We start from the raw sequence: 25548 nt of genomic DNA, 5'->3' as shown, positions 1-25548 counted from the left end.
GGGAGCGCCTCAGGCGCGGGGCGCCGTGGTCGGGATCATGGACTCGGGCCACACCTTGCCCGGGTGGACGGCGCCGCAGTGCGGGCACGTCCGGTCGCCGCCGAGGAAGCGGTCGAACGCGGGCGGCAGGTCGTCGACGATCGAGCGGACCTGCAGCTCGACGCGGTGCACCAGGCGGTGGCACTCGGTGCAGTACCACTCGAACGCCTCCTGCACGCCCTCCGGGCGCGGGACCTCCACGACGAGGCCGATCGAGCCGGGCTCGGGGCGCTGCGGGGAGTGCCGGACGTGCGGCGGCAGGAGGAACACGTCGCCCTCGTTGATCTGCACGTCGACGGGCGGGCGCCCCTCCTCCTCCATGACGCGCAGCACCATGTTGCCCTTGAGCTGGTAGAAGAACTCCTCGGTGGGGTCGTCGTGGAAGTCGGTCCGCTGGTTGGGGCCGCCCACGACCATGACGATCAGCCCCGCGTCGTCGAAGACCTGCACGTTGCCGACCGGCGGCTTCAGCAGGTCGCGGTGCTCGTCGATCCACTTCTCGAAGTTGAACGGGTGCCCGAAGGTCAGCTGCGGAAGGGTCATGCTCCGGCCTCCTCGCCGGTCGTGGGGATGTGCGCGACGCACGAGATCTCGATGAGCAGGTGCGGGTGCGGGAGCTGGTGGACGGCGACGGTGGTGCGGGCGGGGCCGGTCTCGTCGAAGTACTCGCCGTAGACCTCGTTGTAGCCGCCGAAGTCGTTCATGTTCACCAGGTACGTCGTCACGTTGACGACGTCGGCGAGCCCGCCCCCGGCGGCCTCCAGCAGGTCCCGGATGTTCTCGATCACCGCGCGGGTCTGCGCGCGGACGTCGAGGTCGGTGACGCCCATGGCGTCGGCGGACGCGCCCGCGAACGTCCCGTCGGGCCGCCGCGAGCTCGTCCCGGACACGAACACCAGGTCGCCGGCCCGCTTCACGTGCGGGAACCGGCCGCGGGGCTTCGCCTTGCCCTCGACCAGGATCGCGTCGCCGTCCGGCGCGGCCATCAGGTCGTCACCTCCACGCCGCCGAGCCCGCTCCCGGTGACGCGGACGTGCGCGCCCGCGGGCAGCGGGACGGCGGCCGTCGCGGCGCCCGCGAGCACCACCCACCCCGGTTCCAGCCGGATGCCCGCGCCGAGCGCGAGCCGGGCCGCGGCCCGCAGCGACCGCACGGGGTCGCCGAGGATCGCGGCGGACGAGCCGGTCTGCACCGGGCGCCCGTCGATCTCCAGCAGCAGCCCGGCGTTCGACAGGTCGCGGGGCGGATGCCACGCCCCGAACCCGAACCGGGCCGCGGAAGCGTTGTCGGCGATGACGTCCGGCAGGGTGAACTTGAAGTCCCGGTACCGGGAGTCGAGGATCTCGTAGCCGACGGCCACGCCCGCGACGCACGACTCGACCTCGGCGACCGACCGCACCTCGCGGCCGATGAGGTACACGATCTCCGGCTCGACGCGCGGGTGGATCAGCCCGGAGACGTCCACGGACGACTCGGCGTGCATCGCGTCGGTCAGCAGGCCCCAGATGACGTCGTCCACGCCCATCTGGACCATCTTCGCCCGGCTGGTGAAGCCCATCTTCACGCCCGCGAGCCGCTCCCCGCGCCGGGTGCGGCGCTCGATCACCTCGCGCTGCACGGCGTACGCGGCGGCGACGTCCAGGTCGGCGCCGTCGGTCAGCTTCGGGACCGCCCGGCGCTCGCGCACGGCGTCCTCCAGCGTCGTCGCGAGTGCCTGCACGTCGGCCTTCCGCACGTCCGCGCTCATCGGCCGTCCTCCTTCCCGAAGGCGACGCGCACGTCGCCGAGCCCCTCGACGCGCGCCTCGAACACGTCGCCGGGCGCGGCGGGCACCACCGGCCCGAGCGCGCCGGTCAGCACGGTGTCGCCCGCGCGCAGCGGACGGCCGACGCGGACCATCGTGTCGGCGAGCCACAGCGCGGCGTTCAGCGGATGGCCGAGGCAGGCGGCGCCCGTCCCGGTGGACGCCTGCTCGCCGCGCCGCTCCAGCACCATCCCGCACAGCCGCAGGTCGACGTCGCCGAGCCGCACCGGCCGGTTGCCCAGCACGTACATGCCGGCCGACGCGTTGTCGGCGACGGTGTCGGGCAGCGTGATGTCCCAGTCGCGGACGCGGCTGCCCACGACCTCGATCGCGGGCAGCGCGAACGCGGTCGCGCGGATCACGTCGGCGACCGTGTGCCGCTCGTGCACCAGGTCGTCGTCCAGGACGAGCGCGACCTCGGCCTCCGCGCGCGGCTGCAGCACCGCGCCCGCCGGGATCTCCTCGCCGTCCGGGACGGCCATGTCGGCGAACAGCATGCCGAAGTCGGGGGTGCCGACGCCGAACTGCTCCTGCACGGCGCGGGACGTCAGGCCGATCTTGCGGCCGGCGAGGCGGTGCCCGCCGGCGAGGAGCCGCTCGGTGAGGCGCTCCTGCACGGCGTAGGCGTCCTCGACCGTCCCGATGAGGTCGCGGACGGGCGCGCACGGGGTCCCGGTCGCGCGGGCCTCCGCGAGCCGCTCGGCGGCGGCGTCGATGTTCTGTGTCACTGGTCTCGCTCTCAGATCTGGATGCACACGTTGACGGGCTCGGAGAAGAAGTCCAGGGAGTACTCTCCCCCCTCGCGCCCGATCCCGGACGCCTTCACGCCGCCGAACGGCGTCCGGAGGTCGCGCAGGTTCCAGCAGTTCACCCAGACGATGCCCGTCTCGATGCGCGGCGCGACCCGGTGCGCCCGCGACAGGTCGCGCGTCCAGACCGTCGAGGCCAGGCCGTACGGGCTGTCGTTGGCGAGCCGCACCGCCTCGTCCTCGGTGTCGAACGGGGCGACGTGGCAGACGGGCCCGAAGATCTCCTCGCGCACGGTCCGGGCGGTCTCGGGCAGGCCGGTGAGCACGGTCGGCTCGACGTAGAAGCCGCCGTCGCGCTCGTCCCCGAAGGCCGGCGCCCCTCCCCCGGCGACGACCGTCGCGCCCTCCTCGCGGGCCAGCCGGTAGTAGCCCAGCACCTTGTCGCGGTGCTCCGCGGAGATCATCGGGCCGTAGCCGTCGAGCGCCCGCGCCCGCTCGCCGAGCCGTTCGACGAACGCGTCGAACACGGGGCGCTCCACGTAGACCCGCTCGGTGCACAGGCAGATCTGCCCGGAGTGCGTGAAGGACGAGCGGACGGTGCCGTCCACGGCGGCGTCGAGGTCGGCGTCGGCGAAGACGAGCGCGGGGTTCTTGCCGCCCAGCTCGAACGACACCGGCGTCACGTGGTCGGCCGCGTTGCGCATGATCGCCGAGCCCGTCGCGGACTCGCCGGTGAACGCGATGGCGTCCACGTCCGGGTGGCCGGTGAGGAACGCGCCCGCCGCGTCCGCGCCGTGCCCGTGCACGAGGTTGAACGCGCCCGCCGGCAGCCCGGCGTCGTCGATCACCCGGGCGAGCAGCGTGGCGGTGGACGGGGTCTCCTCGGACGGCTTGACCACGACGGCGTTCCCGGCCGCGAGGGCGGGGGCGACCTTCCACGTCAGCAGGAGCAGCGGCAGGTTCCACGGCGAGATGATCGCCACGACGCCGAGTGGGCGGCGGACCGTGTAGTTGAGCGCCTGGCCCGTCCCGGTGCTCCAGCCGGGGATCTGCGTCGTGTACGCCCGCTCGGGGCGCCCGTACAGCAGGTCGGCGTACGCGCGGAAGTTGCCGACGGCCCTCGGGATGTCGACGGTCGCGGCCAGTTCGCGAGGCTTCCCGGTGTCGGCGGCCTCGGCGTCGACGAACTCGTCGAACCGCGCCTGGATCCCGTCGGCGATCCGCCGGAGCGCGGCCGCGCGGTCCTCGGCGGCGGCCGTCCCCCACGGGCCCCGCAGCGCCGCGCGGGCCGCCGCGACGGCCTCGTCCACGACCTCCCGCGGCGCCTCGGGCACCGACCCCAGCTCGGACCCGTCCGCGGGGGCGATCAAGGGGAAGGCCGGGCCGTCCGAACGGAACACCCCGCCGACATAGTGCTCAGCCTTCATCCGCTTCCTCCCATGCGATCACCCGGACATCCCGATCCTGCGCCCATCCAGCTATGCCGTGCAAATACCAATCGTCCGCGAAGGCATAGCGGACTTGTGATACTAAGTGGGGCATGCGCGCCATCGACCTGCTCAACGGACGTCTCAAGCTGCGGCACCTGGTGCTCGTGGTCGCCATCGCCGAGCACGGCAGCGTCCTGCGCGCCGCCGAGCACCTGCACCTCGCGCAGCCCGCGGTGACCCGCAGCCTGCGCGAGGTCGAGAACATCCTCGGCGTCGACCTGTTCACCCGCGGCCCCCGCGGCGTCACGCCGACCCTGTTCGGGGACGCGTTCGTCGAGCACGCCCGCGCCGTCCTCGCCGAACTGCGCCGGGCCGGCGAGCGGATCAGCGGCCTCGCCGACGGCGAGGTCGGCACCGTCACGATCGGCACCCTGCTGGCGGGCTCGAACGTCCTGCTGCCCCGGGCCATCGCCGCGCTCAAGGCGTCCCGCCCCGGCATCACCGTGATCGTCCAGGAGGCCACGTTCGACGCGCAGGTCCCGCGGCTGCTCGACGGCGAAATCGACCTGATCCTCGGCCGCCTCAACCCCATCGAGGAGCAGCCGGCCCTCCGCCAGATCACCCTGTACGGCGAGCCCGTCCGGCTCGTCGCGCGCCGCGACCACCCGGCCCGCGAGCGCCCCGGCCTGTCCCTCGCCGACCTGCTCGGCTACCCGTGGGTGCTGCCCCTGGAGCAGACGGCCCTCCGCCGCGAGCTCGAGCAGGTCTTCCGCGCCGAGGGGCTCGAACCGCCCGCGAACCTCGTCGAATGCACGTCGGTGCTCACCGTGCGCACGCTCGTCCGCGACACCGACATGATCGCCGCGCTGCCCGAGCTGGTGGCCCGCACCGACGCCGAGCTCGCGCCGCTGCCCGTCCCGCTGGAGACCGTGCGCCGCCAGGTCGGCGTCACCCTCCCCGCGCACCGCGCCCCGACCCCGTCGGCCCGGCTGATGCTCGACCACCTGCGCCGCGAGGCCGCCGCGATCACCGCGTGACGGACGCGATCAGCCCCAGCAGCCGGCGGCTCGCCTCGGTGCCTGCGTCGGCCAGGTCGAGCACGACGTCGAAGTGGTCGCGCCCCGGGACGATCAGCGGCTCGACGCCCCAGTGCCGCGCGAACCGGCGCGTCTGCTCCACGAACCCGCCGCCGTCGTGCTCGGCGACCGCGACCACCGCGGGGCACCCGCCCCGCGGCAGCAGCGCCGGGCTGAGCGCCGCCGCCCGCGCCACGTCCAGCTTCACGACCTCGTTCACGTAGACGCGGGTGATCGGCCGGATGTCGAACAGCCCGCTGAACGGCATCGCCGCCTTCACGACGTCGCGCGGCAGCCCGAACTCCTCCTGCCAGCCGTCCACCATCGTCATCCCCGTCAGGTGGCCGCCCGCCGAACTGCCGCCGACGACGATCCGCTCGGGGTCGAGCCCGTGCTCGCGTCCGTGCCGGTGCACCCACGCGACGGCCGCCCGCACCTGCCGGACGATCTCCTCCAGGGTCGCCTCGGGCGCCAGCGTGTAGTCGGGCACCACGGTCGCGACGCCGTGCTCGTGCAGCATCCGCGCCATGAACGCCGACTCGCGCCGCGACAGCGCCATCCAGTAGCCGCCGTGCAGGAAGACGAACGCGGGACGCGGCGTCCCGTCCGCGACGCCCCACACGTCCAGCCGCTCGCCGCTCGCCTCGTCGTAGACGATCCCCGGATGCCCCGGCAGCCCCGCGACCGCGTCGTCCGACATCGCCAGGTACCGGGCCATGTGCCGCTCGAACAGCTCCGGCCCCGCCTTGCGCCGCACGTTGTACGCGACGTCCAGCGCCTCGTCGTCCAGTTCCCGGCCCGGCCAGTCGTTGAGATCGTCCACGCCCCCACCCTGCCCCGCCGGGGCATGCCGATCAAATACCGTTCGCCCACGCCGGTATGACGGTTCGGCTATTGCGCCGCGAAGAAGTCGATGAGGGCGTGGGAGATCAGTCTCAGAGGCGGTGGCGGGAGACGAAGTCCCAGATCACGGCGTTGGCGTCGATGTCGTAGGTGGTGCCGCCGAGGAACGGGCCGAGGAAGGGCGTGCCGCCGGGCCAGTTGTGCCCGCCGCCCTTGATCTCGTAGAGGGTGACGGGGCCGTCGGCCGGGCAGTCGGGGTGGTCGTGGCGGACGACGGTGGTGTTGTCGTCGGGCGCGATGTCGGGCAGTTCCGTGGCCATGGTCCGCGAGCCGCAGCCGTTGTTGCGCTTCCAGAAGTCGAGCGCGGGACGCACCGTGGCGTAGGGGACGACGAAGTCGCCGTCGCCGTGGATGAGGACGATCGGGACGTGCCGCCCGGGGGCGCAGGCGCCGGGGTCGTTGAGCTGGCCCGCGACGGGGGCGAAGGCGGCGAAGCGGTCGTTCTCGCAGGCCGTCTTGCTGGTGAAGAAGCCGCCGTTGCTCATGCCGGACGCGTACAGGCGGCGGGGGTCGGCGTCGAACCGGTCGACGAGGACGTCCTGGAGCCGGCGCACGAACCCCGGGTCGTCGAGGTCGGGGCCCGGCGTGCCGCCCAGGACGCCCTGCCAGCCGACGCCGTGGTGCTCGGGGGTGACCATGATGAAGCCGCGGGTCTGGGCGAAGTCGGCCATGCGGCCGAACCACTCGGCGACGGCCGGGCTCTCCAGGAGGCCGGGGAAGTGGAACAGCGCGGGACGCGGGGTGCCGTCGTAGTCGTCGGGCAGGCGGAGGATGGCGTTCCGCTGCTGCCCCGCGTGGGTGAAGCGGACGGCGTGGTCGCCGGGGTCCGGGCGCCGGTCCTCGATCGTGAACGCGACCCGCCGGTCGGCGGAGCCGCCCGCGCGCCGGACCGTGCCCTTCCCCTCCCACCGCACCTGCGCCGTGCCGGGGACCGTGACGCCGCCGTCGATGTCGGCGGTGATCTCCACGCCCGCGCCCGGGTCCTTGAGGGTGAACCGGCCCTTGAGGGAGAAGTCCCGGTCCGCGATGTCGAACGAGACGCTCGCGGTGCCCCCCGCGGAGCCCGGAAGGGTGCCCGTTCCTTCGATCCTGTCGGGCTCGTAGGTCACGACGTTGTCGAGGACGGCGATGGAGCCGGACGACAGGTCACCGGCCAGCGTGTACGCCGGGGAACCGTCCGCGGTGACGACGATGCGGTCCCGGACGGGCGGAGCGGCCGGGGGCGGCTGGCGCGGGACGGCGCGGCGGACCGGGCGCGGGAGGAGCGCGGCGGCGAGTGCGCGGCGGAACCGAGGGGCGTGCGGGCTCACGGTTTCTCCTTCCCGGCCGTAGGCCGCGGAGGCGGGAATCCGCGAAATGGTAAGCCGTACCGGCATTCGCGGCCCACGCACTGGACGCACGCTCTTGCAACGACTTTTTAGCTGTTCCGGACAATGTCGGCGAATATGCCGAGGTAGCACGCCTCCGGTGAACGGGTTTCCGCTCTCAGGAAGGAGAACGTTCTTACCGTCCCGGCCGGTGCGGGCCTCCGTCCGCCGTACCGGGCGGCCGGGCCGGTCTCGCGGTCACGCCCGTCATTCCCGGGTCAGCTCGATGACCTCCAGGTTCGGGGCCTTCTCGATCTCGCCGTCGCAGAACCGTCCGGTCACCCACTTCTTCTCGGAGAACAGCTTCGTCTGGTCGGCGAAGTGCGGGGACTCCGGGTTCGCCGACTGCGAGTAGGTGAGGAGGGTGCGGGCGTCGGGGCAGCGGTCGCCGTCGAACGAGACGACCTGCACGTAGCTCGATCCGTGCCGGACCTCGGTGTAGCCCTCGCCGGGCGTCCAGACGGCCTCGATCTTGTTGAACAGGCCGAGGGCCTCCGTGCCGCCGCCGATCGGGATCCGCTCGCCGTCGCGGGTGACGTACTGGTGCTCGCCGAGCGGCGCGTCCAGGGGGATGCCGGACGACTTGAGCTCGTTCACCGCGTCGACCAGCGCCTTGCGGGCGGCCCACGAGCCGGTGTTGAAGCCGCGGGGCGTGCGGACCGGGTCGGAGACGTCGAACGGGGTCTTCCACAGGTCCCACGCGGCGGTCGCCTTGCGCCAGTAGCGGTCGAAGAGCAGCGCGCCGCGGCTGCCGGTGTCGGCCGTCCCGTCCCATGCGGCGAGGACGTCGCAGGGTTCGCCGAGCCGCATGTCGCGGCACATCTCCACGGTGCCGTCGACGGCCAGTTCGCCCGCGTGGTTCCGGTTCGCGAAGACGAGGTCCTGCATGCCGGCGCGCGTGAACCGGCCCTCGTCCAGCCGCTCCTCGACGGCGACGAGGCCGCTGCGGGTGCGGAGGCTGCGCTCGCTCTCCTCGTCGCCGATGATCCGCGGGTAACCGGTGAGGGGCCGCTCCGGGTTCGACAGCCAGTGGCTGTCGTTGGAGTTCGTGACGTAGTCGGTGCGGGTGAGGACGGGGTACAGGCCGGGGTCGAGGATGCCGGGCTGGAGGGTCCCGGCGGCCGCGCCGGGCGCGCAGCCGGACCGGGTGCCGTCCAGGACGGCGACCCCGCCCATGCGGTACATCAGGTGGCCGAGGACCGTGTTGCACCGGTCCGCGAAGTCGTCGGTGACGTTGGGCAGCACCTGGAGCTGCGCGAAGAGGGCCTCGCCGCGGGAGTCGGCGGCGATGGTGTTCACCCACGGGAGCCCCTGGGTGCTCTTGAGGGCCTCGACCGCCTCGTCCGTCGTGCGGGCCTTGCCGAGGGCGAGCGAGGTGTTCAGCAGCCGGACGTTCTGCGCGTTCGGGTCGGTGATCGCGTAGGCGTTCCAGCCGGTCCAGGGCAGGTCGAGGGACGACACGGACGTGACGACCGGCCCGTAGCGGGTGCTCCACTGCGTGCGGGTGACGGGCTTCAGCGAGCCGTCCGCCTGCCTGGCCTGGACGGTCACCTGGCGCTTCGTCATCTTCTCGATGCGGCCGTCGACGAAGTAGGAGGTGGGGTCGCCGGGGACGAGCCGGAGTTCGGTGAGCGTGAACGGGATCCCGGTCGCGACGGTGTGGCTCCACGCGAAGGTGGCGTTGTATCCGATGTTGACCGTGGTGGAGCCGAGCAGCCCGGCGCCGCTGACGTTCAGCTCGCCGGGGATGGTCTGCTGCACCTGCCAGAAGCGGCGGCCGCCCTGCCACGGGTAGTGCGGGTTGCCGAGGAGGAGGCCGCGCCCGGTGGCGGTGGCGCCGGAGCCCGCGGCGATCGCGTTGCTGCCCATCCCGGTTCCGGCCATGAGGTTCCGGAGGGCCGTCTCGACCTCCGCGCCGCTCGGCTTCGCGGCCTTCGGGGCGTTCCCGCCGGGCGGCGCGGCGTTCACGATCGCGTCGGTGACCATGCCGGAGCCGCCGAGCATCGCGAGGGCGTAGGCGCGCCGGTAGACGTCCTTCTCGGTGATCGGCCGCAGCCAGGCGGCGCCCTTGCAGGCGGGGTCGGTGATCTTTCCTTCGCGCAGGTAGCGGTTGTACCCGGCGGCCCAGCCGCGGCCGAGCGCGCGGATCTCGGCGGACGGCCCCCGCGGTGCGGGCAGCGCGGCCAGTCGCTCGACGACGCCGCTCTGGTTGATGCCGGTGAAGAACACGTCGCTGGCGAGGTTCGTGGACGCCGACGACAGGGAGCCGTCGGGCGCCGCGTCGGGGCCGAAGTACCTGGAGCGTTCGCCGCTCAGGGTGACGACGCCCTGGGCGAGCAGGCAGACGTTGTCCTTCGCCGCCGCGTAGCCGGTCCCGTAGCCGAGGCCCGCGTAGTCGTCGGCGACGACGTGCGGGATGCCGTACTCGGTGTAGCGGATCGTGGCCGACAGCCCGTCGGGGGCGGCGGCGGAGGCGGGGACGGGCGCGAGGGCGGCGGCCGCGAGCAGCGCGGCGGCCGCGGCGCGGGGTCCTGGACGCGGCATCGGGGGGCTCCTTGATCACTGAGGCCACGCAAACGTGACATATGCCAGTGATCTATGACAAGGCCCGGTAGCGGTCAGAGGGCGAGCGCGGGGAGTTCCGCGGCGTGCTCGGCGAGGTAGGCGACGAGCGGCGCGGGGATCAGCGCGATGGACGCCAGCGCGGCGGGGGTGCACGGGACGCGGTCGACGTCGTAGCGGCCGTTCGCCGGGTCGGCGAACTCGGGGCCGTGGCGGCGGGACAGGTCCATCGTCCGCAGGCGGCACACGTAGAAGGTCTGCACGCGGCGCAGTTCCGGCTCGAGCTCGTCGCAGGCGAACACCTCGCGGAGCGGCCCGGCGACCGCGCCGAGCTCCTCGTCGAGTTCGCGGCGCAGCGCCGCCTCGCGGTCGGCGTCGGTCGGCTCGATCTTGCCGCCCGGCGTCGTCCAGTAGACGGGGCGGTCCGGGCGGGTCCGGCGCAGCAGGACGAGCGCGTCGCCGTCCAGCAACAGTGCCCGGACGGCGCGGCGCACGCGGATCCCGTCGCCCGTGCCCCCGCCCGTGCCCCCGCTCATGCCGTCACGCGTTCAGGTACGCGAGGACGGCGAGGACCCGCCGGTGCCCGCTGTCGGTGGGGGGCAGGCCGAGCTTGGCGAACACGGCGCCGATGTGCTTGCTGACCGACCGCTCGGTGATCACCAGGTTCGCGGCGATGGTCGCGTTGTCGAGGCCCTGCGCCATCAGCCCGAGGACCTCGCGCTCGCGGGGGGTGAGCGCCGACAGGGGGTCCCGCCGGGAGGTCATCAGCTGGGAGACGACCTCGGGGTCGAGGGCGGTGCCGCCCGCGGCGACGCGGGACAGGGCGTCCAGGAACTCGTCGACGCGGCTCACCCGGTCCTTGAGGAGGTAGCCGACGCCCTCGGCTCCCCCGGCGAGCAGCTCGGCCGCGTAGGTCTCCTCCACGTACTGCGACAGGACGAGCAGCGGCAGCCCGGGCAGCTTGCGGCGGGCCTCGACGGCGGCCCGCAGGCCCTCGTCCTTGAAGCCGGGCGGCAGCCGGACGTCCAGGACGGCCGCGTCGGGCCGGTGCTCGAGCAGGGCGGGCAGCACGTCGGGGCCGTTGTCGGCGACGGCGACGACCTCGTGGCCGTCGGACGTCAGCAGCAGGACCAGGCCCTCCCGCAGCAGGACGTTGTCCTCCGCGATCACGATCCGCACGGCAGGTCCACGTCGAGGGTCGTCCCTTCTCCGTCGGGGCTGTGGACGCGGACGGCGCCGTCGAGCGCGGCGACCCGGCGGCGGATGCCCGCCAGGCCGGTGCCGCGCGCGGGGTCGGCGCCGCCCTTCCCATCATCGCGCACGGTGAGCCGCAGCCGGTCCCCGTCCCGGCGGACGGTGACGGCGGCGCGCCGGGCGCCGCTGTGCTTGGCGACGTTGGTGAGGGCCTCGGCGACGACGAAGTAGGCGGCGGCCTCGACGGCCGCGGGGGCGCGGACGCCGGCGTCCGCGACGTCCAGCTCGACGGGGACGGGGTGGCCGCCGGCGAGGGCCCGCAGCGCGCCGCCGAGGCCCCGGTCCGACAGGATGGGCGGGTAGATGCCGCGGACGACCGAGCGGAGCTGCGTGAGCGCCTCCTCGACGCCCTCCCGCGCCTCCAGGAACAGCGCGCGGGCCGCGTCGGGGTCGGCGTCGAAGCGGCGGTCGGCGAGGCCGAGGCGCAGCGCGGCGGCGACGAGCTGGGCCTGCGTCCCGTCGTGCAGGTCCCGCTCGATCCGGCGCAGCTCGGCGCCGTGGGCCTCCAGCGCGCCCGCCCGCGTCTCGGTCAGCTCCTCGACCCGCTCGCTGAGGGACGTGCGGCGGGTGGGCCGCAGCAGCGCCTCGGCGAGCCGCGCCTGCCGGAGCGCCGCCCGCGGGAGGAGCCACAGCAGCAGGAACGCGTAGGAGGCGCCCTGGACGAACGGCATCGTGAGGGCCTTCGGCCACGAGTCGAGCGTGATGAAGGCCGCCTGGGAGCCCTCCGGCGCCGCCCACCACCACAGCGGCAGCGAGAACGACACCGGGGTCGCCGGCCACAGGCCGATCGCGAGCACGCCCAGGAGCACTCCGGTGAACCCGTGCGCCGCCATCCAGCCGACGTCCCGCCAGGTGTCCGGGGATCTCAGCAGGAGGACGCCCTGTTCGAGGGACGTGCCCCGCGGCGGCCTGTACGGCTCGGGGATCTCGCGGCCCAGCAGCGCCCCGGCCCGGCGCCGTTCGGCGTTCGCGAGCGCGCGCAGCGGGCGGACGGCCTGCGGCAGCCACGGCAGGAGGAGCGGCAGCAGCACCAGGACGAACGCCAGCAGCGGCAGCCCGAGCAGCGCGGGCAGCGCCGTCCGCATGGCGCCGACGAGCCGCTTGCTCCCGATCGCGCCGCTTCTCAAGATCGCGTTCATGTCACCTCTGGCCTCACGGTAAGCGACCGTGCGGCGCGGCGCACCGGGGCGTGCCCCCGTCCGATGGTGTAGCGGGCTACACCATCGGGTGTGTAGCGGGCGCCGATGTGGCGGGCCCCCTCCGGAACCTAGCTTCGACCAGGTGAGACGGAGCTTCCCGCAGAGGGGGATCATGACGGCGATGACGGCCGGGACGGCTGCCGAGACGACCGCGGCGGCGGTGAGCTTGGAGGCGGTCGGCAAGACCTACGGCGACGTCCGGGCCCTGGACGACGTGACGTGGACGCTCGCCCGGGGCGGGTTCACGGCCGTGATGGGGCCGTCCGGGTCGGGCAAGAGCACGTTCCTGCACTGCGCGTCCGGGCTCGACCGCCCCACGTCCGGCACCGTCCGGATCGGCGGCGTCGACCTCGGCCGGCTCGGGGAGGCGAAGCGGACGCGGCTGCGGCGGGAGCGGATCGGGTTCGTGTTCCAGTCGTTCAACCTGGTCCCGTCGATGGACGTCGAGCAGAACATCGCGCTGCCGCTGCTGCTCGGCGGCCGCGACGCCGACCCGGCGCGGCTGGCGGAGGTCGTCGAGCGGGTCGGGCTGGCGGACCGGCTGCGGCACCGCCCGGCGGAGCTGTCCGGCGGCCAGCAGCAGCGCGCCGCCATCGCCCGCGCGCTGATCACCCGCCCGGAGGTGGTGTTCGCCGACGAGCCCACCGCCGCGCTGGACCCGCGGACCGCGCGCGACGTGCTGCGGCTGCTGCGGGAGGCGGCCGACGCGACGGGCCAGACCGTCGTGCTGGTCACCCACGACCCGATGGCCGCCTCGTGGGCCGACTCGGTCGTGTTCCTCAGCCGCGGCCGGATCGTGGACGAGCTGGCGTCCCCGACCGTCTCCGCCGTCATGTCCCGCTGGGAGTCGCTGTGAGCCTCACGAGGACGGGCAAGGGGGCGTTCGCCGGGGTGTTCGCGGCGCTGCTGTTCGCCGCCGCGCTCATCGGCGCCTGCGGGGTGCTGGTGGAGTCGGCGCTGCGCGCCCACGCCCCGGTCCAGCGGTACGCGGCCGCCGAGGCGGTCGTGACCGGGCCGCGCACCGTCGCGACGCACCTGGAGCGCCTCGGGGAGGCGCCCTCGGAGGCGAGCCTGCCGGTGCCGGAGCGGCCCCGGGTCCCGCTGTCGGCCGCCGCGCGGCTGCGCGCGGTCCCGGGCGTCCGCGACGTGGTCGCCGACGTGTCGTTCCCGGTGGTCCTCCCGGACGGCCGCGCGCTCACCGGGCACGGGTGGGAGTCGGCGGTCCTCGGCGCCGTCGAGCCGCGGGACGGACGGGCGCCGCGCGCGGCGGACGAGGTCGTGCTGGGCCGCGACGCCGGGACCGGCGTCGGCGGGACCGTGCGGCTGCAGATCGGCGCGGCGCCGCGCCCGTACCGCGTGGTGGGGCTCGCGCCGTCCGGCACCGGCGCGGCGTACTTCGCGCCCGCGGCGGCCGCCGCCCTGTACGGGCACCCCGGCAGGGCCGACGCCCTCGCGGTGCTCGCCGACGGGGACCTCGACGCGGACGCGCTCCGCGCCGCCGTCCCCGGGCTGGACGTCGCGACCGGCGACGCGCGCGGCGACGCCGAGGACCCGGCGGTGGCCGCCGCCCGTCCCGACCTGTTCGACCTGGGCATGGCGATCGGCAGCGTCGCGATCATGACGGCGCTGGTGATCGTCGGCGGGCTGGTCGCGCTGTCGGTGCGGGAGCGGTCCCGCGAGCTGGCGCTGCTGCGCGCGGTCGGCGCGACGCCCGGCCAGGTCCGCGCGGACCTGCTGCGCGAGACGGCGCGGGCCGCGGTCCCGGCCGCGCTGATCGGCGGGGTGCTGTCCCTCGGGCTCGGCGCCGCGATCCTCGCCGCCATGCGGGGCCGCGGCGTCCTGCCGGAGGAGGCCGGGACGGCGCTCAGCCCGCTGCCGGTGCTGGCGGCGTTCACGGTGACGGTGTCGGCCGCGGTCCTCACCGCGCTGCTGGCGTCGCTGCGGGCGACGCGGATCCACCCGGTGGAGGCACTCGGCGCCGCCGCCGCCGAACCGGCCGGACTGCCCCGCTGGCGCCTGGCCCTGGGTCTCTTCTTCCTGTTCGTGGGCCTGAACGCTCTCGGGTTCTCCTTCACGGCGACCGGGGCGGCGGCCGCGACGTCCGTCGGCGGGCTGGTCCTCGCGCTGATCGTCGCGATGGCCTTCCTCGCCCCCCTGCTGGCCCGCGCCGGCGCCCGCGCCCTCGGCGGCGCCGCGGAGCGGGTCTCGCCCGTCGCCGGGCGGCTGGCGCGGCACGCGAGCGGCGCCGCCGCGCTGCGCGCCGGGGCGGTCATGACGCCGGTCGCCCTGGCCGTCGCGTTCTCCGCCACGCAGCTGTCGGCGCCCGCCACGGTCGTCCACGCGGCGCACCGGCAGGGGGCGGGGGGCACCCGCACCGGCCGCGTCCTGGTGGCGGACGGCCCGGGGCTGCCGCGCGACGTCGCCGCCGCGGCCCGCCGCGCACCGGGCGTCACCGCCGCGGCGGCCGTGAAGCGCACGACCGTCCTCATGCCGGTGCGGGAGCTGGGCGAGGAGACGTTCCGGCCGCTCGGCGCCCGCGCCCTCGGCGGGGACGTCGCCGCGACGATCGACCCGGACGTGTCCGAGGGGAGCCTCCGCGACCTGCGCGGCACGGCCGTCGCGCTCAGCGAGGACGTCGCGGGCGGCCTGGAGGTCGGGTCGAAGGCGGAGCTGTGGCTCGGGGACGGCACGCGCGTCGAGCCCCGGGTCGTCGCGGTCTACGAGCGCGGCCCCGGCTTCGGGGACGTCCTGCTCCCCCGCGACCTCGTCGCCGGGCACACCGCCACCCCGCTGGACGACCACGTCCTCGTCCGCGCGGAGGACGGCGCCGACCTGCGGGGCGTCACCGCCGCCCACACCGGCGTCCGCGCGATCGACGCGGCCGCGTTCGGCGCGCGCGCGTCGCAGGAGGTGCGCCTGCAGGGGTTCGTCAGCCTCATCGTCGTCGCGGCGATCGGCGGGTTCATCGTCATCGGCCTCGTCACCACCCTGGCGCTGGCGACGGCCGCGCGGCGCCGCGAGTTCGCCCTGCTGCGCCTGGTGGGGGCGACGCGGCGCCAGGTGCTGCGGGCGGTGCGGCTGGAGGCGCTGATCGTCCTCGGCACCGGCGTGCTGGTCGGGACGCTCGTCGCGGCGGTGACGCTGTTCGCGTTCGCGCTCGGCGTCGTCGGCCGGCCGCTGCCCACCGTGCCGCCCGCGGTCGCCGCCGTCCTGCTCGGCGTCGCCGGGTCCGGCGCCGCCGCCGTCATGCTCCCGGCGCGCGCGATGCTGCGCCGCCGCGCCTCTCCCGCGGGCTCCTGACCCGCGGGCCCGAGTCCGGATCGTCCGTCCCTACCACCACCCGAAAGGACACCCACCATGGGAAACACCGTTCGCTGGACGCTCGTCGCGCTGCTGGTCGCCGTGAACGCCGGCACGAGCATCACGCTGCAGGACACCTGGTATGAGATCGTCATCGGCGTGATCACCGGCGTCGCGGCGATAGCCCTCGTGATCGACTTCCTCGTCCGGGGCCGCCGCCGCGCTCGCTGACCCCCACCGCTCCCCGAAAGGACTCCCCCCGCGTGAACACCCCGACGACCTGGATCGTCACGACGCTGCTGGCCGCGGCCTTCGTCCTCACCCGCCTGACGCTCGACGGCATGTGGGCGAACATCGCCGGCGTCTGCCTCGCCGTGGCGGCGTTCGCCGCCGGCGCCGCCGCCTTCGAGCGCAGCCGGAGCGGGAAGGACGGCTGAGACGCGCGGGCGGGGCGGGCCGCCGGGCGGCGAACCCGGCGGCTCGCCCCACGAACGGCCCCGGACGCCGTTACCATCACGGAGTGCCAAGATCCCGTTGGCATGCTCTGTACCGGAACGGCGTGAAATGGATGATGTCGAGGTCCGGCACCTGCCGGGCAACCTGCCGCAGCTGTTCGCCGACGAGGCCGACGGCCAGGCGGACGGCGGGGCCGAGCGGACGCTGGCGGTGCCGCTGCCCGAAGGGGACGTGGTGTGGCCCGACCCCGGCTACCCGCAGCGGCAGCACCTCATGCGGCCCGCGTTCTGGCTGAGCGACGATCCCGTCGACGGCGTGCTGTGGGCCCGGCTGCGGGCCGAGCACGAGCGGTCCGGACTGTGGCCGCTGCTGCTGGACGAGTCCGACCAGCCGTGGGCCGCGGGGCAGATCGCCCCGGAACCGGTCTCCGAGATCGGCAACTACGTCCCCCACGCCTTCATGTACGAGGTCTGGACCGACTTCGTCGACCAGGCCCCCGGGGACGACCACGACGACCTCGCGCCGTTCGGCCGGCACTGCCCCGGGCCCGCCCCGCCCGGCACCCTGCTGGACGATCCCGACGTGATCGCCGACCGGCACGCCCGGACGATCGCCGCGCGCGCGCCGTCTCTGGGGCTGGCGGCCGTCGAGCGGGGCGCCGACGCCATCGCCGCCGTGGGCTGGCAGGGCGCCCTGAACCACAACGAGTGGACCGCGCCGCTCGCCGCCGTCCTGCGCTCGTGGGAGGAGCGCTTCGGCGCCCGCGTCATCGGCCTCGGGTTCAACACGCTCGAGCTGAGCGTGGCGGCGCCGCCCGTCACGACGCGGCACGCCGTGCACGTGGCGGCCGAGCACTGGGCGTTCTGCCCGGACATCCTGTTCCAGGGGCCCGGCACCCTCGCCGGGTACGCCGAGGAGATCCGCGGCAAGACCTGGTGGTCGTTCTGGTGGGACTGACGCCCCGCTAGGGCGGGCCGCCGGGGCGGGCGCCCAGCATCCGCAGGCACAGGTGGGCCGTCAGGGCGCCGATGTCCTCGGGGGTGCGCGCGCCCTCGGGCCGGTACCACCGGCACACGTCGACGGCGAGCGACGCCATGGCGCGGGCGGTGCCCTCGACGTCGGCGACGTCGAACTCCCCCGCCGCCGCGCCGGCCCGCACCTCGTCCCGGACGAGCGCGCGGACGCGGCGGCGCAGCTCCGCGATCCGGGCGGCGTGCGGCGCCTCGAGGGCGCCCAGCTCGTTCTGGATGACGCGGGCGGCGCGGTGGTGGCGGGCGTGCCAGCGCGCGAACGCGTACATCAGGGCCCGGACCCGCGCGGGCGGCCCCTCGACGCCGTCCACGGCGCCCTCCAGCTCCGCCAGGACGGACTCGTGCACCGTCAGCGCGATCTGGAAGAGCAGGTCGGCCTTCGTGCGGTAGTGCACGTACAGGGCGCCCGCGCTCATGCCCGCGCCGGCGGCGATGTGCCGGGTGGACGTGCCGTGGTACCCGAGCTCGCCGAAGGAGTCGACGGCCGCGCGCAGCAGCCGCCGGGACGCGTCCGGCGCGACCGCGTCCCACATGTCGGAGCCCATGCGCCGATCCTAAGCGACCGCTCAGTAGACTGACCGCACCTTTCCGCCCTTCTCGGCCGATTCCAGGAGGATCCGCATGCGGCGCACCGTCTTCGAGACCGACCACGAGCTGTTCAGGGAGTCCGTGAGGGAGTTCGTCGAGCGGACGCTCCTCCCGCTCGACGAGGACATCCGCGATGAGCGGATGCTCAGGCGCGAGGTGTGGCTGGAGGCCGGCCAGCAGGGCTTCCTCGGCATGCAGGTGCCGGCGGAGTTCGGCGGGCAGGACGCGGGCGACTTCCGCTTCAACGCGGTGATCGGCGAGGAGCTGGCCCGGGTCGCGGTCGCCTACAACTCGATCTTCAGCATCCACATCGACATCTGCGCCCCGTACCTGCTGGAGCTGGCGACCGACGAGGCGAAGAAGAAGTGGCTGCCGGGCTTCTGCAGCGGCGAGACGATCACCGCGATCGGGATGACCGAGCCGTCCGGCGGGTCGGACCTGGCCGCACTGAAGACGACGGCCGTGCGCGACGGCGACTCGTGGGTGATCAACGGGTCGAAGACGTTCATCACCAACGGCGGCCACGCCGACCTGGTGATCGTCGCGGCGAAGACCGAGCCCGAGCGCGGCGCCAAGGGCATCACGCTGTTCGGCGTGGAGGCGGGCACGCCCGGGTTCGCCCGCGGCACCAAGCTCGACAAGGTCGGGCAGCCCGAGGCCGACACGTCCGAGCTGTTCTTCGAGAACGTCCGCGTCCCCGACTCGCACGTGATCGGCGAGCTGAACCGGGGCTTCATCCACATGATGGAGCGCCTCTCGCAGGAGCGCCTGTCCTGCGCGATCGCGAACGTGGCGCACGCGCGCGGCGTCCTCGAGGAGACGATCGAGTACGTCAAGGAGCGCAAGGCGTTCGGGCAGGCGATCGGCGCGTTCCAGCACAACAAGTTCCTGGTCGCCGAGCTGATCACCAAGCTGGACGTCGCGCAGGCGTTCGTCGACCAGTGCCTGGCGGCGCACGTCGCCGGCGAGCTGGGCGCCGTGGACGCGTCCAAGGCCAAGTACTGGTCGTCGGACGTGCAGAACCAGATCATCGACGGCTGCGTGCAGCTGTTCGGCGGCTACGGCTACATGCGCGAGTACCGCGTCGCGCGCGCCTGGATGGACGCCCGGGTCACCCGCATCTGGGCGGGCTCCAACGAGATCATGAAGGAGATCATCGGCCGCGACGCCGGCCTCTAGCACACCGTGGAACGCCGTTCCGGAGGGCGGTTCCGTCCGGGCGCCCGCTCCCCTACGATGCGGCGGAGGGAGGGGCGGGACGGACGATTCGCCCGGGATGCTCGACGGGACGGGGGCCTCGATGCGGCGTGGGGGCAGGGCGTTGCCGGGGATCGTCGCGGCCGCCGTCGGCGCCACGCTCGTGATCGACGTCGCGCTCCTGCTGTCGGGGCATCTGGAGGAGCCGGCGCGGCCCGCGACCCCGGCCGCGCCCGGCAACCTGGTGTCGGTCGCGCAGGGCGCGGCGCCCCCGCCGCCGGTCGTCGCGCCGTTCACCGAGAGCCGCACCGCCGACCTGCTGATCGCCGGTCGGGGGGCGCTGCCGGGCGCCGCCGTCGAGCGGACCCGCGACCTGAAGGGCGTCACCGGCGTCACCGTCGTGGACGCCGCGAACGCCGAGGTCGGCGGGCGGCGGCTCGGCCTGCTCGGCGTCGACCCGTCGGCGTTCCGGGCGTTCACCCCGCGCCGGACGGCCGAGTCCGACCAGCTGTGGCGGACGGTCGCGTCCGGCGGCATGGCGGTGTCGTTCGAGCTGAGCGGCGACCGCGCGTTCCCGCTGGGCACGGTCGTCCCGGCGGGCCGCAGCGCGGCGGCCGGCCGGGTGCGGGTCGGCGCGTACGCGTCGCTCGGGATCGAGGACGTCGACGCCGTCGTCTCCCGGGAGCAGGCGCGGGCCCTCGGGCTGCCCAGCGGGAACGGGCTCGTGGTGAGCGCCCCGAAGGCCGATCTGGAGAAGCTCGCCGGACGGCTGAAGAAGGTCCTGCCGAAGGGCGTGAAGGTCGCGCGGCTGCGGGCCGCCGAGCGGGCCCCGGACGGCGCGGGCGGGCGCGACCGGCCGCGGGTGACGGGACGTCCCGACGGCGCGAGCGGCGACAGCACGCCGATCACCGGCAACCGCATGACGCCCACGATGCGGACGCTGCTGCTGGAGGTCAACTCGGTGTTCGGCCCGTTCCCCACCATCGGCTGCTTCCGCTTCGGGGCCGACGCGCAGGACCACGCGGACGGCCGCGCCTGCGACTTCATGCAGACCACCGGCGGCCGGCCGCCGAGCGCGTCCGCGCAGCGGCACGGCGACCAGGTCGCGGCGTACGCGGTCGCGAACGCCGAGCGGCTCGGCGTGTCCTACGTGATCTGGCGGCAGCGCATCTGGAACATCGCCCGCGCCGGGGAGGGGTGGCGGCCGATGGAGGACCGCGGGAGCATCACGCAGAACCACTACGACCACGTGCACATCTCCGTGCTGCGCTGACGGCCCGCCCAGGCCCGCCCCCGGCCCGGGGTCCGCCTACGGCAGCTCCTGCTCGCACCAGACCGCTTTGCCGCCGTGGGTGCGGCGGACGCCCCAGCGGCTCGCCAGCCGCCCGACGACGTGCAGGCCGCGGCCGGTGTCGGCCACCTCGCCGACCTCCTCGCCCGCGCCGGCGCCGCCCGTGCCGTCCCCCGGGTCCCCGCCCGGGGGCTCGCCGTGGTGGCGGACCCGCGGGCGCCCGTCGGACCGGTCGAACACCTCGCAGACCAGGCCGCCCTCGCGGACGAGCCGCAGCTCGAGCCGTCCGGAGGTGTGCCGGATCGCGTTGGTGACCAGTTCGGACGCCATCAGGACGGTCGAGTCGGCCAGCTCCTCCAGGTCCCAGCGGGCGAGCCGGTCGCGGACGAGCCCCCGCGCGCGCCGCACGGCGGCCGGGTCGGCGGGCAGCTCCCAGGAGGCGTGGTCGTCCTCGGGGATGCGCGCCAGCCGCGCGACGAGGATCGCGATGTCGTCGCGGTGCTGGTCGTCGTAGACGCCGTCGAGCGCGTCCTGGCACAGCTCGTCCAGCGGGCGGGCGGCGGCGCCGGGGCCGAGGATGCGGCGCAGCCCGGCGAGCCCGTCGTCGATGTCGCGGGCGCGGTTCTCGACGAGGCCGTCGGTGTAGAGGAACAGCAGCGTGCCGTCCTCGACGGTGAACTCGCGGCTGACGATCGGCCCGCCGCCGACGCCGAGGGGCGGGGCGGGCGGGACGTCCAGGTAGGTGGAGGCGCCGCCGGGCGGGACGAGCAGCGGCGGCAGGTGCCCGGCGCTGGCGACCTCGCAGCGGCCGCTGACCGCGTCGTAGACGGCGTAGGCGCAGGTCGCGAAGTGGGGTTCGCGCTCGCCGAGGGTGCTCATCAGCGCGTCGAGCCGTTCCAGCGCCTCGGCGGGCGGCAGTTCCAGGCCCGCGAGGGTGTGGATGGCGGTGCGCAGCCGCCCCATGGTGACGGCGGCCTTGACGCCGTGCCCGGCGACGTCGCCGACGACGAGCGCGACGCGGGCGCCGGGCAGCGCGATCGACTCGTACCAGTCGCCGCCGACCTCGATCATCCGGCTGCCCGGCAGGTACCGGTGCTGGACCTCCACCGTGGACGGCGCCGACAGGCCGGTGGGCAGCAGGCTGCGCTGCAGCGTGAGGGCGGTGGCGCGCTCCCGCGAGTAGCGGCGGGCGTTCTCCACGAAGGTGGACGCGCGGGCGGCGAACGCGTGGCCGATCTCGCCGTCGTAGGGGTCGAACGGGCGGTGCGCGGCGTTGCGGGTGCAGACGAAGAAGCCGAGCACCCCGGCCGGGGAGGTGATCGGCAGCAGCAGCATGGACGCGCCTTTGAGCAGGTCGCCGACCGGCGCGCGGCGCCAGTCGGCGGCGGCGTGGGCGGACTCGTCGTCGAAGGTCGCGAAGACGGGCTTCCCCGACTCGACGCACTGCGCGTAGGGGGTGCCGGACGGGTAGGCGAGCGTCTCGCCGGTCGGGAACGCGGCGTCCCACGACGGGTCGCCGTCGTCGAACCCGATCGCCATCCGGCGCAGCGGCGGGCCGCCCGGCCCGGCGGGCGGCTCCTCCTCGTCCAGGTGGCTCTCCAGCAGCATCAGGGCCGCGGAGTTGCAGAAGTGCGGGACGAGCACGTCCATCAGGCCGCGCGCGAGCAGTTCGAGGTCGAGGGTGGAGCCGACGCGGGGCAGCCCGTCGTCGAGCAGCGCCCGGCGGATCACCGCCGGGTCGACGAACCGGTCGGCGAGCGGCACCGGCACCTTGACGACCGCGAGCGCGGCGAGGTCGGGCGCGCCGCCGCTCATCGGGTGCACGGTGACGACCGCGTCGAGCACGGCGCCCTCGGGCGTCTCGACGGCGAGCATCGCGGTGCGCTCCCGTCCGGCCCTGGCGGCCTCCAGCAGCGGCTCCCGCGCGCCGGGGATCACCTCGTCCAGCCCGGCGCCGAGCAGGCCGTCCGGATCGGCGGACAGAACTGCGGCGGCGTTCCGGTCGTACTGGAGTATTCTCCCCGACCAATCCAGGCCGAGAATCAGAATCCGGGTGGACGACTCCATCGGTCGATTATGGAACATCGGGCGGCCGGATGCGGCCGATACCGCGACCCGGACGGCCCGAAATCCCCGTCCGCGCACGGCCTTCGGGCACCCCTACCGTTCTGACCTGGGGAAGGGAATTCAGCGCGGCGAGCCGTGCCGTGTCACTTTTTCGGCACCGTGAGAATCCCGTCAGGATTTCCCGAAGACCTGCGGCGGCGGGACCGGGACGGCGACGTCCTCGCCGTCGCGCAGCGGCGCGGCGCCGGAGCAGAACGCGGCCAGGTCGCCGCCCGCCAGCAGCCGCGCCCGGGTGATGCCCCCGGCGGCCCGGCGGGTCAGCTCGGCGACCGGCAGCGGCTCCCGGGACCCCGCCACGATGAGGTTGCCGAACCGGCGGCCGCGCAGCACCCCGGGGTCGCCCATCAGCAGCGTGTGGCCGAACACCGACGCGATCGTCGCGGCGGCCCGGCGGGCGAACGGCAGCCGGAACCCGTCGGCGACGTTGGCGAGGTAGACGCCGCCGGGCCGCAGCACCCGCGCGGCGTCCAGCACGAACTCGCGGGTGGCGAGGTCGGGCGGCATCGACGCCTCCGCGAACGCGTCCATCACCACCAGGTCGTCCGCCGCGTCGGGCAGCGCGGCGATCCCGGACCGCCCGTCGGTGATCCGGATCCGCAGCCCGGGGACGTTCTTGACCGGGAGCCGCTCCCGGACGAGCCGCACCAGCTCGCCGTCCGGTTCCAGCACGACCTGCCGCGAGCGGGGGCGCGTCGCGGCGACGTAGCGCGGGAGCGTGCAGCCGGCGCCGCCGACGTGGACGGCGTCGAGCGGCTCCCCGGCCGGCGCGATCGCGTCGACGACGGCCCCCATGAGCTGCATGTACTCGAAGTCGAGGTAGGTCGGGTCGGACAGGTCCACGTAGGACTGCGGGACGCCGCCCACGAGCAGCACCCAGCCGCCGTCGCGGTCGGCGTCCCGCAGCAGTTCCGCCTCGCCGCCGGCGATCGTGTGGGTCTCCGGCCGCGGACCCCTCCCCTTGCGCGCCATGCCCCCACCCTACGGACCCGGGGACGCGCCGCGTCCGCGATCGCGCGGCTCAGTGCCCCTTCGCGAGCGGGTCCGCGAACGGGCCGCTCCCCGGGGCGGCTTCGGCGGCGAAGTGGCACGCGCTCGGGTGCGCGGACCCGTCGCGCGCCTCCAGCGCGGGCTCCCGCTCCGCGCAGACGTCCGCCGCCTTCGGGCAGCGCGTCCGGAACCGGCACCCGGACGGCGGGTCCAGCGGCGACGGCGGCTCCCCCTCCAGCTCGATCTGGTCCGCCCAGCCGGGGGCGTCCGGGTCGGGCACGGGGACGGCGGACAGCAGCGCCTGCGTGTAGGGGTGCGTCGCGTGCTCGTAGATCCGCTCCTGGTCGCCCGTCTCGACGACCTTCCCCAGGTACATCACGGCAATGCGGTCGGAGATGTGGCGGACGGCCGCGAGGTCGTGCGCGATGAACACGTACGCCAGCCCCAGCTCGCGCTGCAGCTCCGCGAGCAGGTTCATCACCTGGGCCTGCACGGACACGTCGAGCGCCGACACCGGCTCGTCGCAGACGATGACGTCGGGGCGCAGCGCGAGGGCCCGGGCGATCCCGACGCGCTGCCGCTGGCCGCCGGAGAACTGGTGCGGGTAGCGGTCGGCGTGGTCGGGGTCGAGCCCGACCAGTTCCAGCAGCTCGCCGACGCGGGCGCGCCGCTCCCCCTTGGGGGCCGCGTCGGGGTGGATCGCGAACGGCTCGCCGACGATGTCCCCGACCGTCATCCGCGGGTTGAGGGAGGAGTACGGGTCCTGGAGCACCATCTGGATGCGGCGCCGGAGGGCCCGCAGTTCCGCGCGGGACAGCGTGAAGACGTCCCGTCCGGCGAACCGGACGGTGCCCGCGGTGGGGCGCTCGGCGGCCAGCAGCAGCCGCGCGAGGGTCGACTTCCCGCAGCCGGACTCGCCGACGACGCCGAGGGTCTCGCCGGGCCGCAGCTCCAGGTCGACGCCGTCCACGGCCTTGACGCGGCCGACCGTCCGCTTGAACAGCACGCCGCGGGTCACCGGGTAGTGCTTGACGAGGCCCTCGACCCGCAGGATCGGCTCCGCGGCCGGGCCGCGGCCCGGGCCGTCCGCCGGCCGGCGGGCCGGTTCGGGGCCCGGTTCGTCAATGGGGCCGGCCGGCAGGTGCGGCACCGTGGACCTCCTCGGCGAAGTGGCAGGCGGCGGTGTGCCCGGGCGCGACCGCGACCGGCGGCGGCCGGTCCACGGCGCAGCGCGCCTCGGCGCGCGGGCAGCGGGGGTGGAACGGGCAGCCGGGCGGGAGCGCGGCCGGGTTCGGCGGCGCCCCGCCGATCGGGGTGAGCGGCCCGCCGCGCCGGTCCAGGCGGGGCACCGAGGCCAGCAGCCCGCGCGTGTAGGGGTGGGCGGGCCGGGCGTACAGCTCCCGGGCGGGCGCCTCCTCCGCGACCGACCCGGCGTACATGACGACGATCCGGTCGGCGACGCCCGCGACGACCCCGAGGTCGTGCGTGATCAGCACCATGCCCATGCGCAGCTCGTCGCGGAGCCCGGCGAGCAGCCGCATGATCTGCGCCTGGACGGTCACGTCGAGCGCGGTCGTGGGCTCGTCGGCGATCAGCACGTCCGGTTCCAGCGCCAGCGCCATCGCGATCATGATGCGCTGGCGCATGCCGCCGGAGAACTGGTGCGGGTGGTCGCCGAGCCGCGCGGCGGCGGACGGGATCCGCACCCGCTCCATCAGCTCGACGGCCTTGGCCCGCGCCTCCCGGCGCCGCATCCCGCGGTGCACCTGGTACATCTCGCCGATCTGGTCGCCGACGGTGAAGACCGGGTTCAGCGCGGTCAGCGCGTCCTGGAAGATCATCGAGATGCGGTCGCCGCGGTAGCGGCGGCGGCGCCGCTCGGGCATCCCGATCAGCTCCTCGCCGCGCAGCCGGACCGAGCCGCGGGCGACGCGGGCGTGCGGGCCGTCCAGGATGCCCATGACGGCCTGCGCCGCGACGCTCTTGCCCGACCCGGACTCGCCGAGGATCGCGACCGTCTCCCCCTCGCCGAGCCCGTACGACAGCCCGTTGACCGCGCGCACCTCGCGGCCCCGGACGCGGAAGGTCACGTGCAGGTCCTCGACCTCGAGGAGCCGCGGCGCCGGCGCGTCGGCCGGGTCCTCGGCGGGTTTCTCGGTCGGTCCCGCGGTCGGTTCCGTGGTCATGG

24 protein-coding genes are annotated in these 25548 nt (G+C 74.9%); 8 read left to right on the top strand and 16 right to left on the bottom strand.

What is annotated here, in order from left to right:
- Window positions 1-9 precede the first annotated feature (9 nt).
- Genes H505_RS0124875 through H505_RS0124855 form a run of 5 tightly spaced genes read right to left on the bottom strand, consistent with a single transcriptional unit; the run spans window position 10 to window position 4019 of the window.
- Complete coding sequence (locus tag H505_RS0124875; protein WP_034519673.1) at window positions 10-582, bottom strand: 3-hydroxyanthranilate 3,4-dioxygenase; 573 nt, start codon at window positions 580-582, stop codon at window positions 10-12.
- A complete protein-coding gene (locus H505_RS0124870; protein ID WP_034519671.1) occupies window positions 579-1025 on the bottom strand; it encodes a RidA family protein in 447 nt (148 codons plus the stop codon). Before H505_RS0124870 ends, H505_RS0124875 begins: the two co-directional genes overlap by 4 nt.
- Complete coding sequence (locus tag H505_RS0124865) at window positions 1025-1786, bottom strand: 2-keto-4-pentenoate hydratase (protein ID WP_034519669.1); 762 nt, start codon at window positions 1784-1786, stop codon at window positions 1025-1027. The genes H505_RS0124870 and H505_RS0124865 overlap by 1 nt, the downstream gene beginning before the upstream one ends.
- Window positions 1783-2571, bottom strand: coding sequence for a 2-keto-4-pentenoate hydratase (locus tag H505_RS0124860; protein ID WP_026404144.1), 789 nt, complete (start codon window positions 2569-2571; stop codon window positions 1783-1785). The genes H505_RS0124865 and H505_RS0124860 overlap by 4 nt, the downstream gene beginning before the upstream one ends.
- Before the next feature lie 11 nt (window positions 2572-2582).
- Entirely contained in the window at window positions 2583-4019 is a 1437-nt protein-coding gene (locus H505_RS0124855; protein WP_026404143.1) for a 2-hydroxymuconic semialdehyde dehydrogenase, read from the bottom strand.
- A 113-nt stretch (window positions 4020-4132) separates the two neighbouring features.
- Here H505_RS0124855 and H505_RS0124850 point away from each other — a divergent pair, with 113 nt between their 5' ends.
- The gene (locus H505_RS0124850; protein WP_026404142.1) at window positions 4133-5059 is read left to right on the top strand and encodes a LysR substrate-binding domain-containing protein; all 927 of its coding nucleotides are present in this window, start codon (window positions 4133-4135) and stop codon (window positions 5057-5059) included.
- On the opposite strand, the gene H505_RS0124845 is transcribed toward H505_RS0124850, so the two are convergent.
- The 6 genes from H505_RS0124845 to H505_RS0124820 all read right to left on the bottom strand — a co-directional run bounded on the left by H505_RS0124845 (window position 5049) and on the right by H505_RS0124820 (window position 12323).
- On the bottom strand, window positions 5049-5921 hold the full coding sequence (locus H505_RS0124845) for an alpha/beta hydrolase (protein WP_233617846.1): 873 nt from the start codon (window positions 5919-5921) through the stop codon (window positions 5049-5051). The two genes, H505_RS0124850 and H505_RS0124845, sit on opposite strands and share 11 nt — an antisense overlap.
- 112 nt (window positions 5922-6033) lie before the next feature.
- Window positions 6034-7311 (bottom strand): CE1 family esterase, encoded by a 1278-nt coding sequence (locus H505_RS48060; RefSeq protein ID WP_051301124.1) that lies wholly within the window; start codon window positions 7309-7311, stop codon window positions 6034-6036.
- A 264-nt stretch (window positions 7312-7575) separates the two neighbouring features.
- Entirely contained in the window at window positions 7576-9912 is a 2337-nt protein-coding gene (locus H505_RS0124835; protein WP_026404140.1) for a penicillin acylase family protein, read from the bottom strand.
- A gap of 74 nt (window positions 9913-9986) precedes the next feature.
- Complete coding sequence (locus H505_RS44170; RefSeq protein WP_051301123.1) at window positions 9987-10466, bottom strand: NUDIX domain-containing protein; 480 nt, start codon at window positions 10464-10466, stop codon at window positions 9987-9989.
- 4 nt (window positions 10467-10470) lie between these two features.
- On the bottom strand, window positions 10471-11109 hold the full coding sequence (locus tag H505_RS0124825; RefSeq protein WP_026404139.1) for a LuxR C-terminal-related transcriptional regulator: 639 nt from the start codon (window positions 11107-11109) through the stop codon (window positions 10471-10473).
- Window positions 11097-12323: a sensor histidine kinase gene (locus tag H505_RS0124820; RefSeq protein WP_034519666.1), complete on the bottom strand. Its 1227-nt coding sequence runs from the start codon at window positions 12321-12323 to the stop codon at window positions 11097-11099. Before H505_RS0124820 ends, H505_RS0124825 begins: the two co-directional genes overlap by 13 nt.
- Window positions 12324-12504: 181 nt before the next feature.
- Here H505_RS0124820 and H505_RS0124815 point away from each other — a divergent pair, with 181 nt between their 5' ends.
- From H505_RS0124815 to H505_RS0124795, 5 genes are all read left to right on the top strand, one after another.
- Window positions 12505-13239 carry an ABC transporter ATP-binding protein gene (locus H505_RS0124815; protein WP_026404137.1) on the top strand — a complete coding sequence of 245 codons (735 nt, stop codon included), beginning with the start codon at window positions 12505-12507 and terminating at the stop codon, window positions 13237-13239.
- Entirely contained in the window at window positions 13236-15683 is a 2448-nt protein-coding gene (locus tag H505_RS0124810) for an FtsX-like permease family protein (RefSeq protein ID WP_026404136.1), read from the top strand. Before H505_RS0124815 ends, H505_RS0124810 begins: the two co-directional genes overlap by 4 nt.
- A 57-nt stretch (window positions 15684-15740) precedes the next feature.
- Window positions 15741-15914, top strand: a complete 174-nt coding sequence (locus H505_RS50050) for a hypothetical protein (RefSeq protein WP_157433116.1) — start codon at window positions 15741-15743, stop codon at window positions 15912-15914.
- Window positions 15915-15946: 32 nt separating this feature from the next.
- Window positions 15947-16120, top strand: coding sequence for a hypothetical protein (locus tag H505_RS50045; protein WP_157433115.1), 174 nt, complete (start codon window positions 15947-15949; stop codon window positions 16118-16120).
- A 127-nt stretch (window positions 16121-16247) separates the two neighbouring features.
- Complete coding sequence (locus H505_RS0124795) at window positions 16248-17096, top strand: DUF4253 domain-containing protein (RefSeq protein WP_026404135.1); 849 nt, start codon at window positions 16248-16250, stop codon at window positions 17094-17096.
- Between the two features lie 7 nt (window positions 17097-17103).
- Here the strand turns inward: H505_RS0124795 and H505_RS0124790 are convergent, their stop codons facing one another.
- Window positions 17104-17715, bottom strand: a complete 612-nt coding sequence (locus H505_RS0124790) for a TetR/AcrR family transcriptional regulator (RefSeq protein WP_026404134.1) — start codon at window positions 17713-17715, stop codon at window positions 17104-17106.
- 76 nt (window positions 17716-17791) lie between these two features.
- On the opposite strand from H505_RS0124790, the gene H505_RS0124785 reads away from it, so the two are divergent.
- Window positions 17792-18937 carry an acyl-CoA dehydrogenase family protein gene (locus H505_RS0124785; protein WP_026404133.1) on the top strand — a complete coding sequence of 382 codons (1146 nt, stop codon included), beginning with the start codon at window positions 17792-17794 and terminating at the stop codon, window positions 18935-18937.
- A gap of 142 nt (window positions 18938-19079) precedes the next feature.
- Window positions 19080-20228, top strand: coding sequence for a VldE C-terminal domain-containing protein (locus H505_RS0124780; RefSeq protein WP_084550768.1), 1149 nt, complete (start codon window positions 19080-19082; stop codon window positions 20226-20228).
- Between the two features lie 36 nt (window positions 20229-20264).
- Here H505_RS0124780 and H505_RS0124775 read toward each other — a convergent pair whose 3' ends face one another.
- The 4 genes from H505_RS0124775 to H505_RS44160 all read right to left on the bottom strand — a co-directional run bounded on the left by H505_RS0124775 (window position 20265) and on the right by H505_RS44160 (window position 25546).
- Entirely contained in the window at window positions 20265-22313 is a 2049-nt protein-coding gene (locus tag H505_RS0124775) for a SpoIIE family protein phosphatase (RefSeq protein WP_026404131.1), read from the bottom strand.
- Window positions 22314-22484: 171 nt separating this feature from the next.
- A complete protein-coding gene (locus H505_RS0124770; protein WP_026404130.1) occupies window positions 22485-23342 on the bottom strand; it encodes a spermidine synthase in 858 nt (285 codons plus the stop codon).
- 49 nt (window positions 23343-23391) lie between these two features.
- Entirely contained in the window at window positions 23392-24510 is a 1119-nt protein-coding gene (locus tag H505_RS44165) for an ABC transporter ATP-binding protein (protein ID WP_482146151.1), read from the bottom strand.
- Entirely contained in the window at window positions 24482-25546 is a 1065-nt protein-coding gene (locus tag H505_RS44160) for an ABC transporter ATP-binding protein (protein ID WP_084550765.1), read from the bottom strand. Before H505_RS44160 ends, H505_RS44165 begins: the two co-directional genes overlap by 29 nt.
- Window positions 25547-25548 lie beyond the last annotated feature (2 nt).

Origin of the sequence: Actinomadura rifamycini DSM 43936 (genome assembly GCF_000425065.1) — a bacterium.
In the GTDB taxonomy this organism is placed as follows: Bacteria; Actinomycetota; Actinomycetes; order Streptosporangiales; family Streptosporangiaceae; genus Spirillospora; species Spirillospora rifamycini.
The sequence above is the reverse complement of the archived record's forward strand: the minus strand, read 5'-3'. Positions and strand labels throughout refer to the sequence as shown.

Coding starts and splice junctions, on each gene's coding strand:
- H505_RS0124875 (WP_034519673.1), bottom strand. CDS start 582: ATGACCCTTCCGCAGCTGACCTTCGGGCACCCGTTCAACTTCGAGAAG.
- H505_RS0124870 (WP_034519671.1), bottom strand. CDS start 1,025: ATGGCCGCGCCGGACGGCGACGCGATCCTGGTCGAGGGCAAGGCGAAG.
- H505_RS0124865 (WP_034519669.1), bottom strand. CDS start 1,786: ATGAGCGCGGACGTGCGGAAGGCCGACGTGCAGGCACTCGCGACGACG.
- H505_RS0124855 (WP_026404143.1), bottom strand. CDS start 4,019: ATGAAGGCTGAGCACTATGTCGGCGGGGTGTTCCGTTCGGACGGCCCG.
- H505_RS0124850 (WP_026404142.1), top strand. CDS start 4,133: ATGCGCGCCATCGACCTGCTCAACGGACGTCTCAAGCTGCGGCACCTG.
- H505_RS0124835 (WP_026404140.1), bottom strand. CDS start 9,912: ATGCCGCGTCCAGGACCCCGCGCCGCGGCCGCCGCGCTGCTCGCGGCC.
- H505_RS44170 (WP_051301123.1), bottom strand. CDS start 10,466: ATGAGCGGGGGCACGGGCGGGGGCACGGGCGACGGGATCCGCGTGCGC.
- H505_RS0124820 (WP_034519666.1), bottom strand. CDS start 12,323: ATGAACGCGATCTTGAGAAGCGGCGCGATCGGGAGCAAGCGGCTCGTC.
- H505_RS0124815 (WP_026404137.1), top strand. CDS start 12,505: ATGACGGCCGGGACGGCTGCCGAGACGACCGCGGCGGCGGTGAGCTTG.
- H505_RS50050 (WP_157433116.1), top strand. CDS start 15,741: ATGGGAAACACCGTTCGCTGGACGCTCGTCGCGCTGCTGGTCGCCGTG.
- H505_RS0124795 (WP_026404135.1), top strand. CDS start 16,248: ATGGATGATGTCGAGGTCCGGCACCTGCCGGGCAACCTGCCGCAGCTG.
- H505_RS0124790 (WP_026404134.1), bottom strand. CDS start 17,715: ATGGGCTCCGACATGTGGGACGCGGTCGCGCCGGACGCGTCCCGGCGG.
- H505_RS0124785 (WP_026404133.1), top strand. CDS start 17,792: ATGCGGCGCACCGTCTTCGAGACCGACCACGAGCTGTTCAGGGAGTCC.
- H505_RS0124775 (WP_026404131.1), bottom strand. CDS start 22,313: ATGGAGTCGTCCACCCGGATTCTGATTCTCGGCCTGGATTGGTCGGGG.
- H505_RS0124770 (WP_026404130.1), bottom strand. CDS start 23,342: ATGGCGCGCAAGGGGAGGGGTCCGCGGCCGGAGACCCACACGATCGCC.
- H505_RS44160 (WP_084550765.1), bottom strand. CDS start 25,546: ATGACCACGGAACCGACCGCGGGACCGACCGAGAAACCCGCCGAGGAC.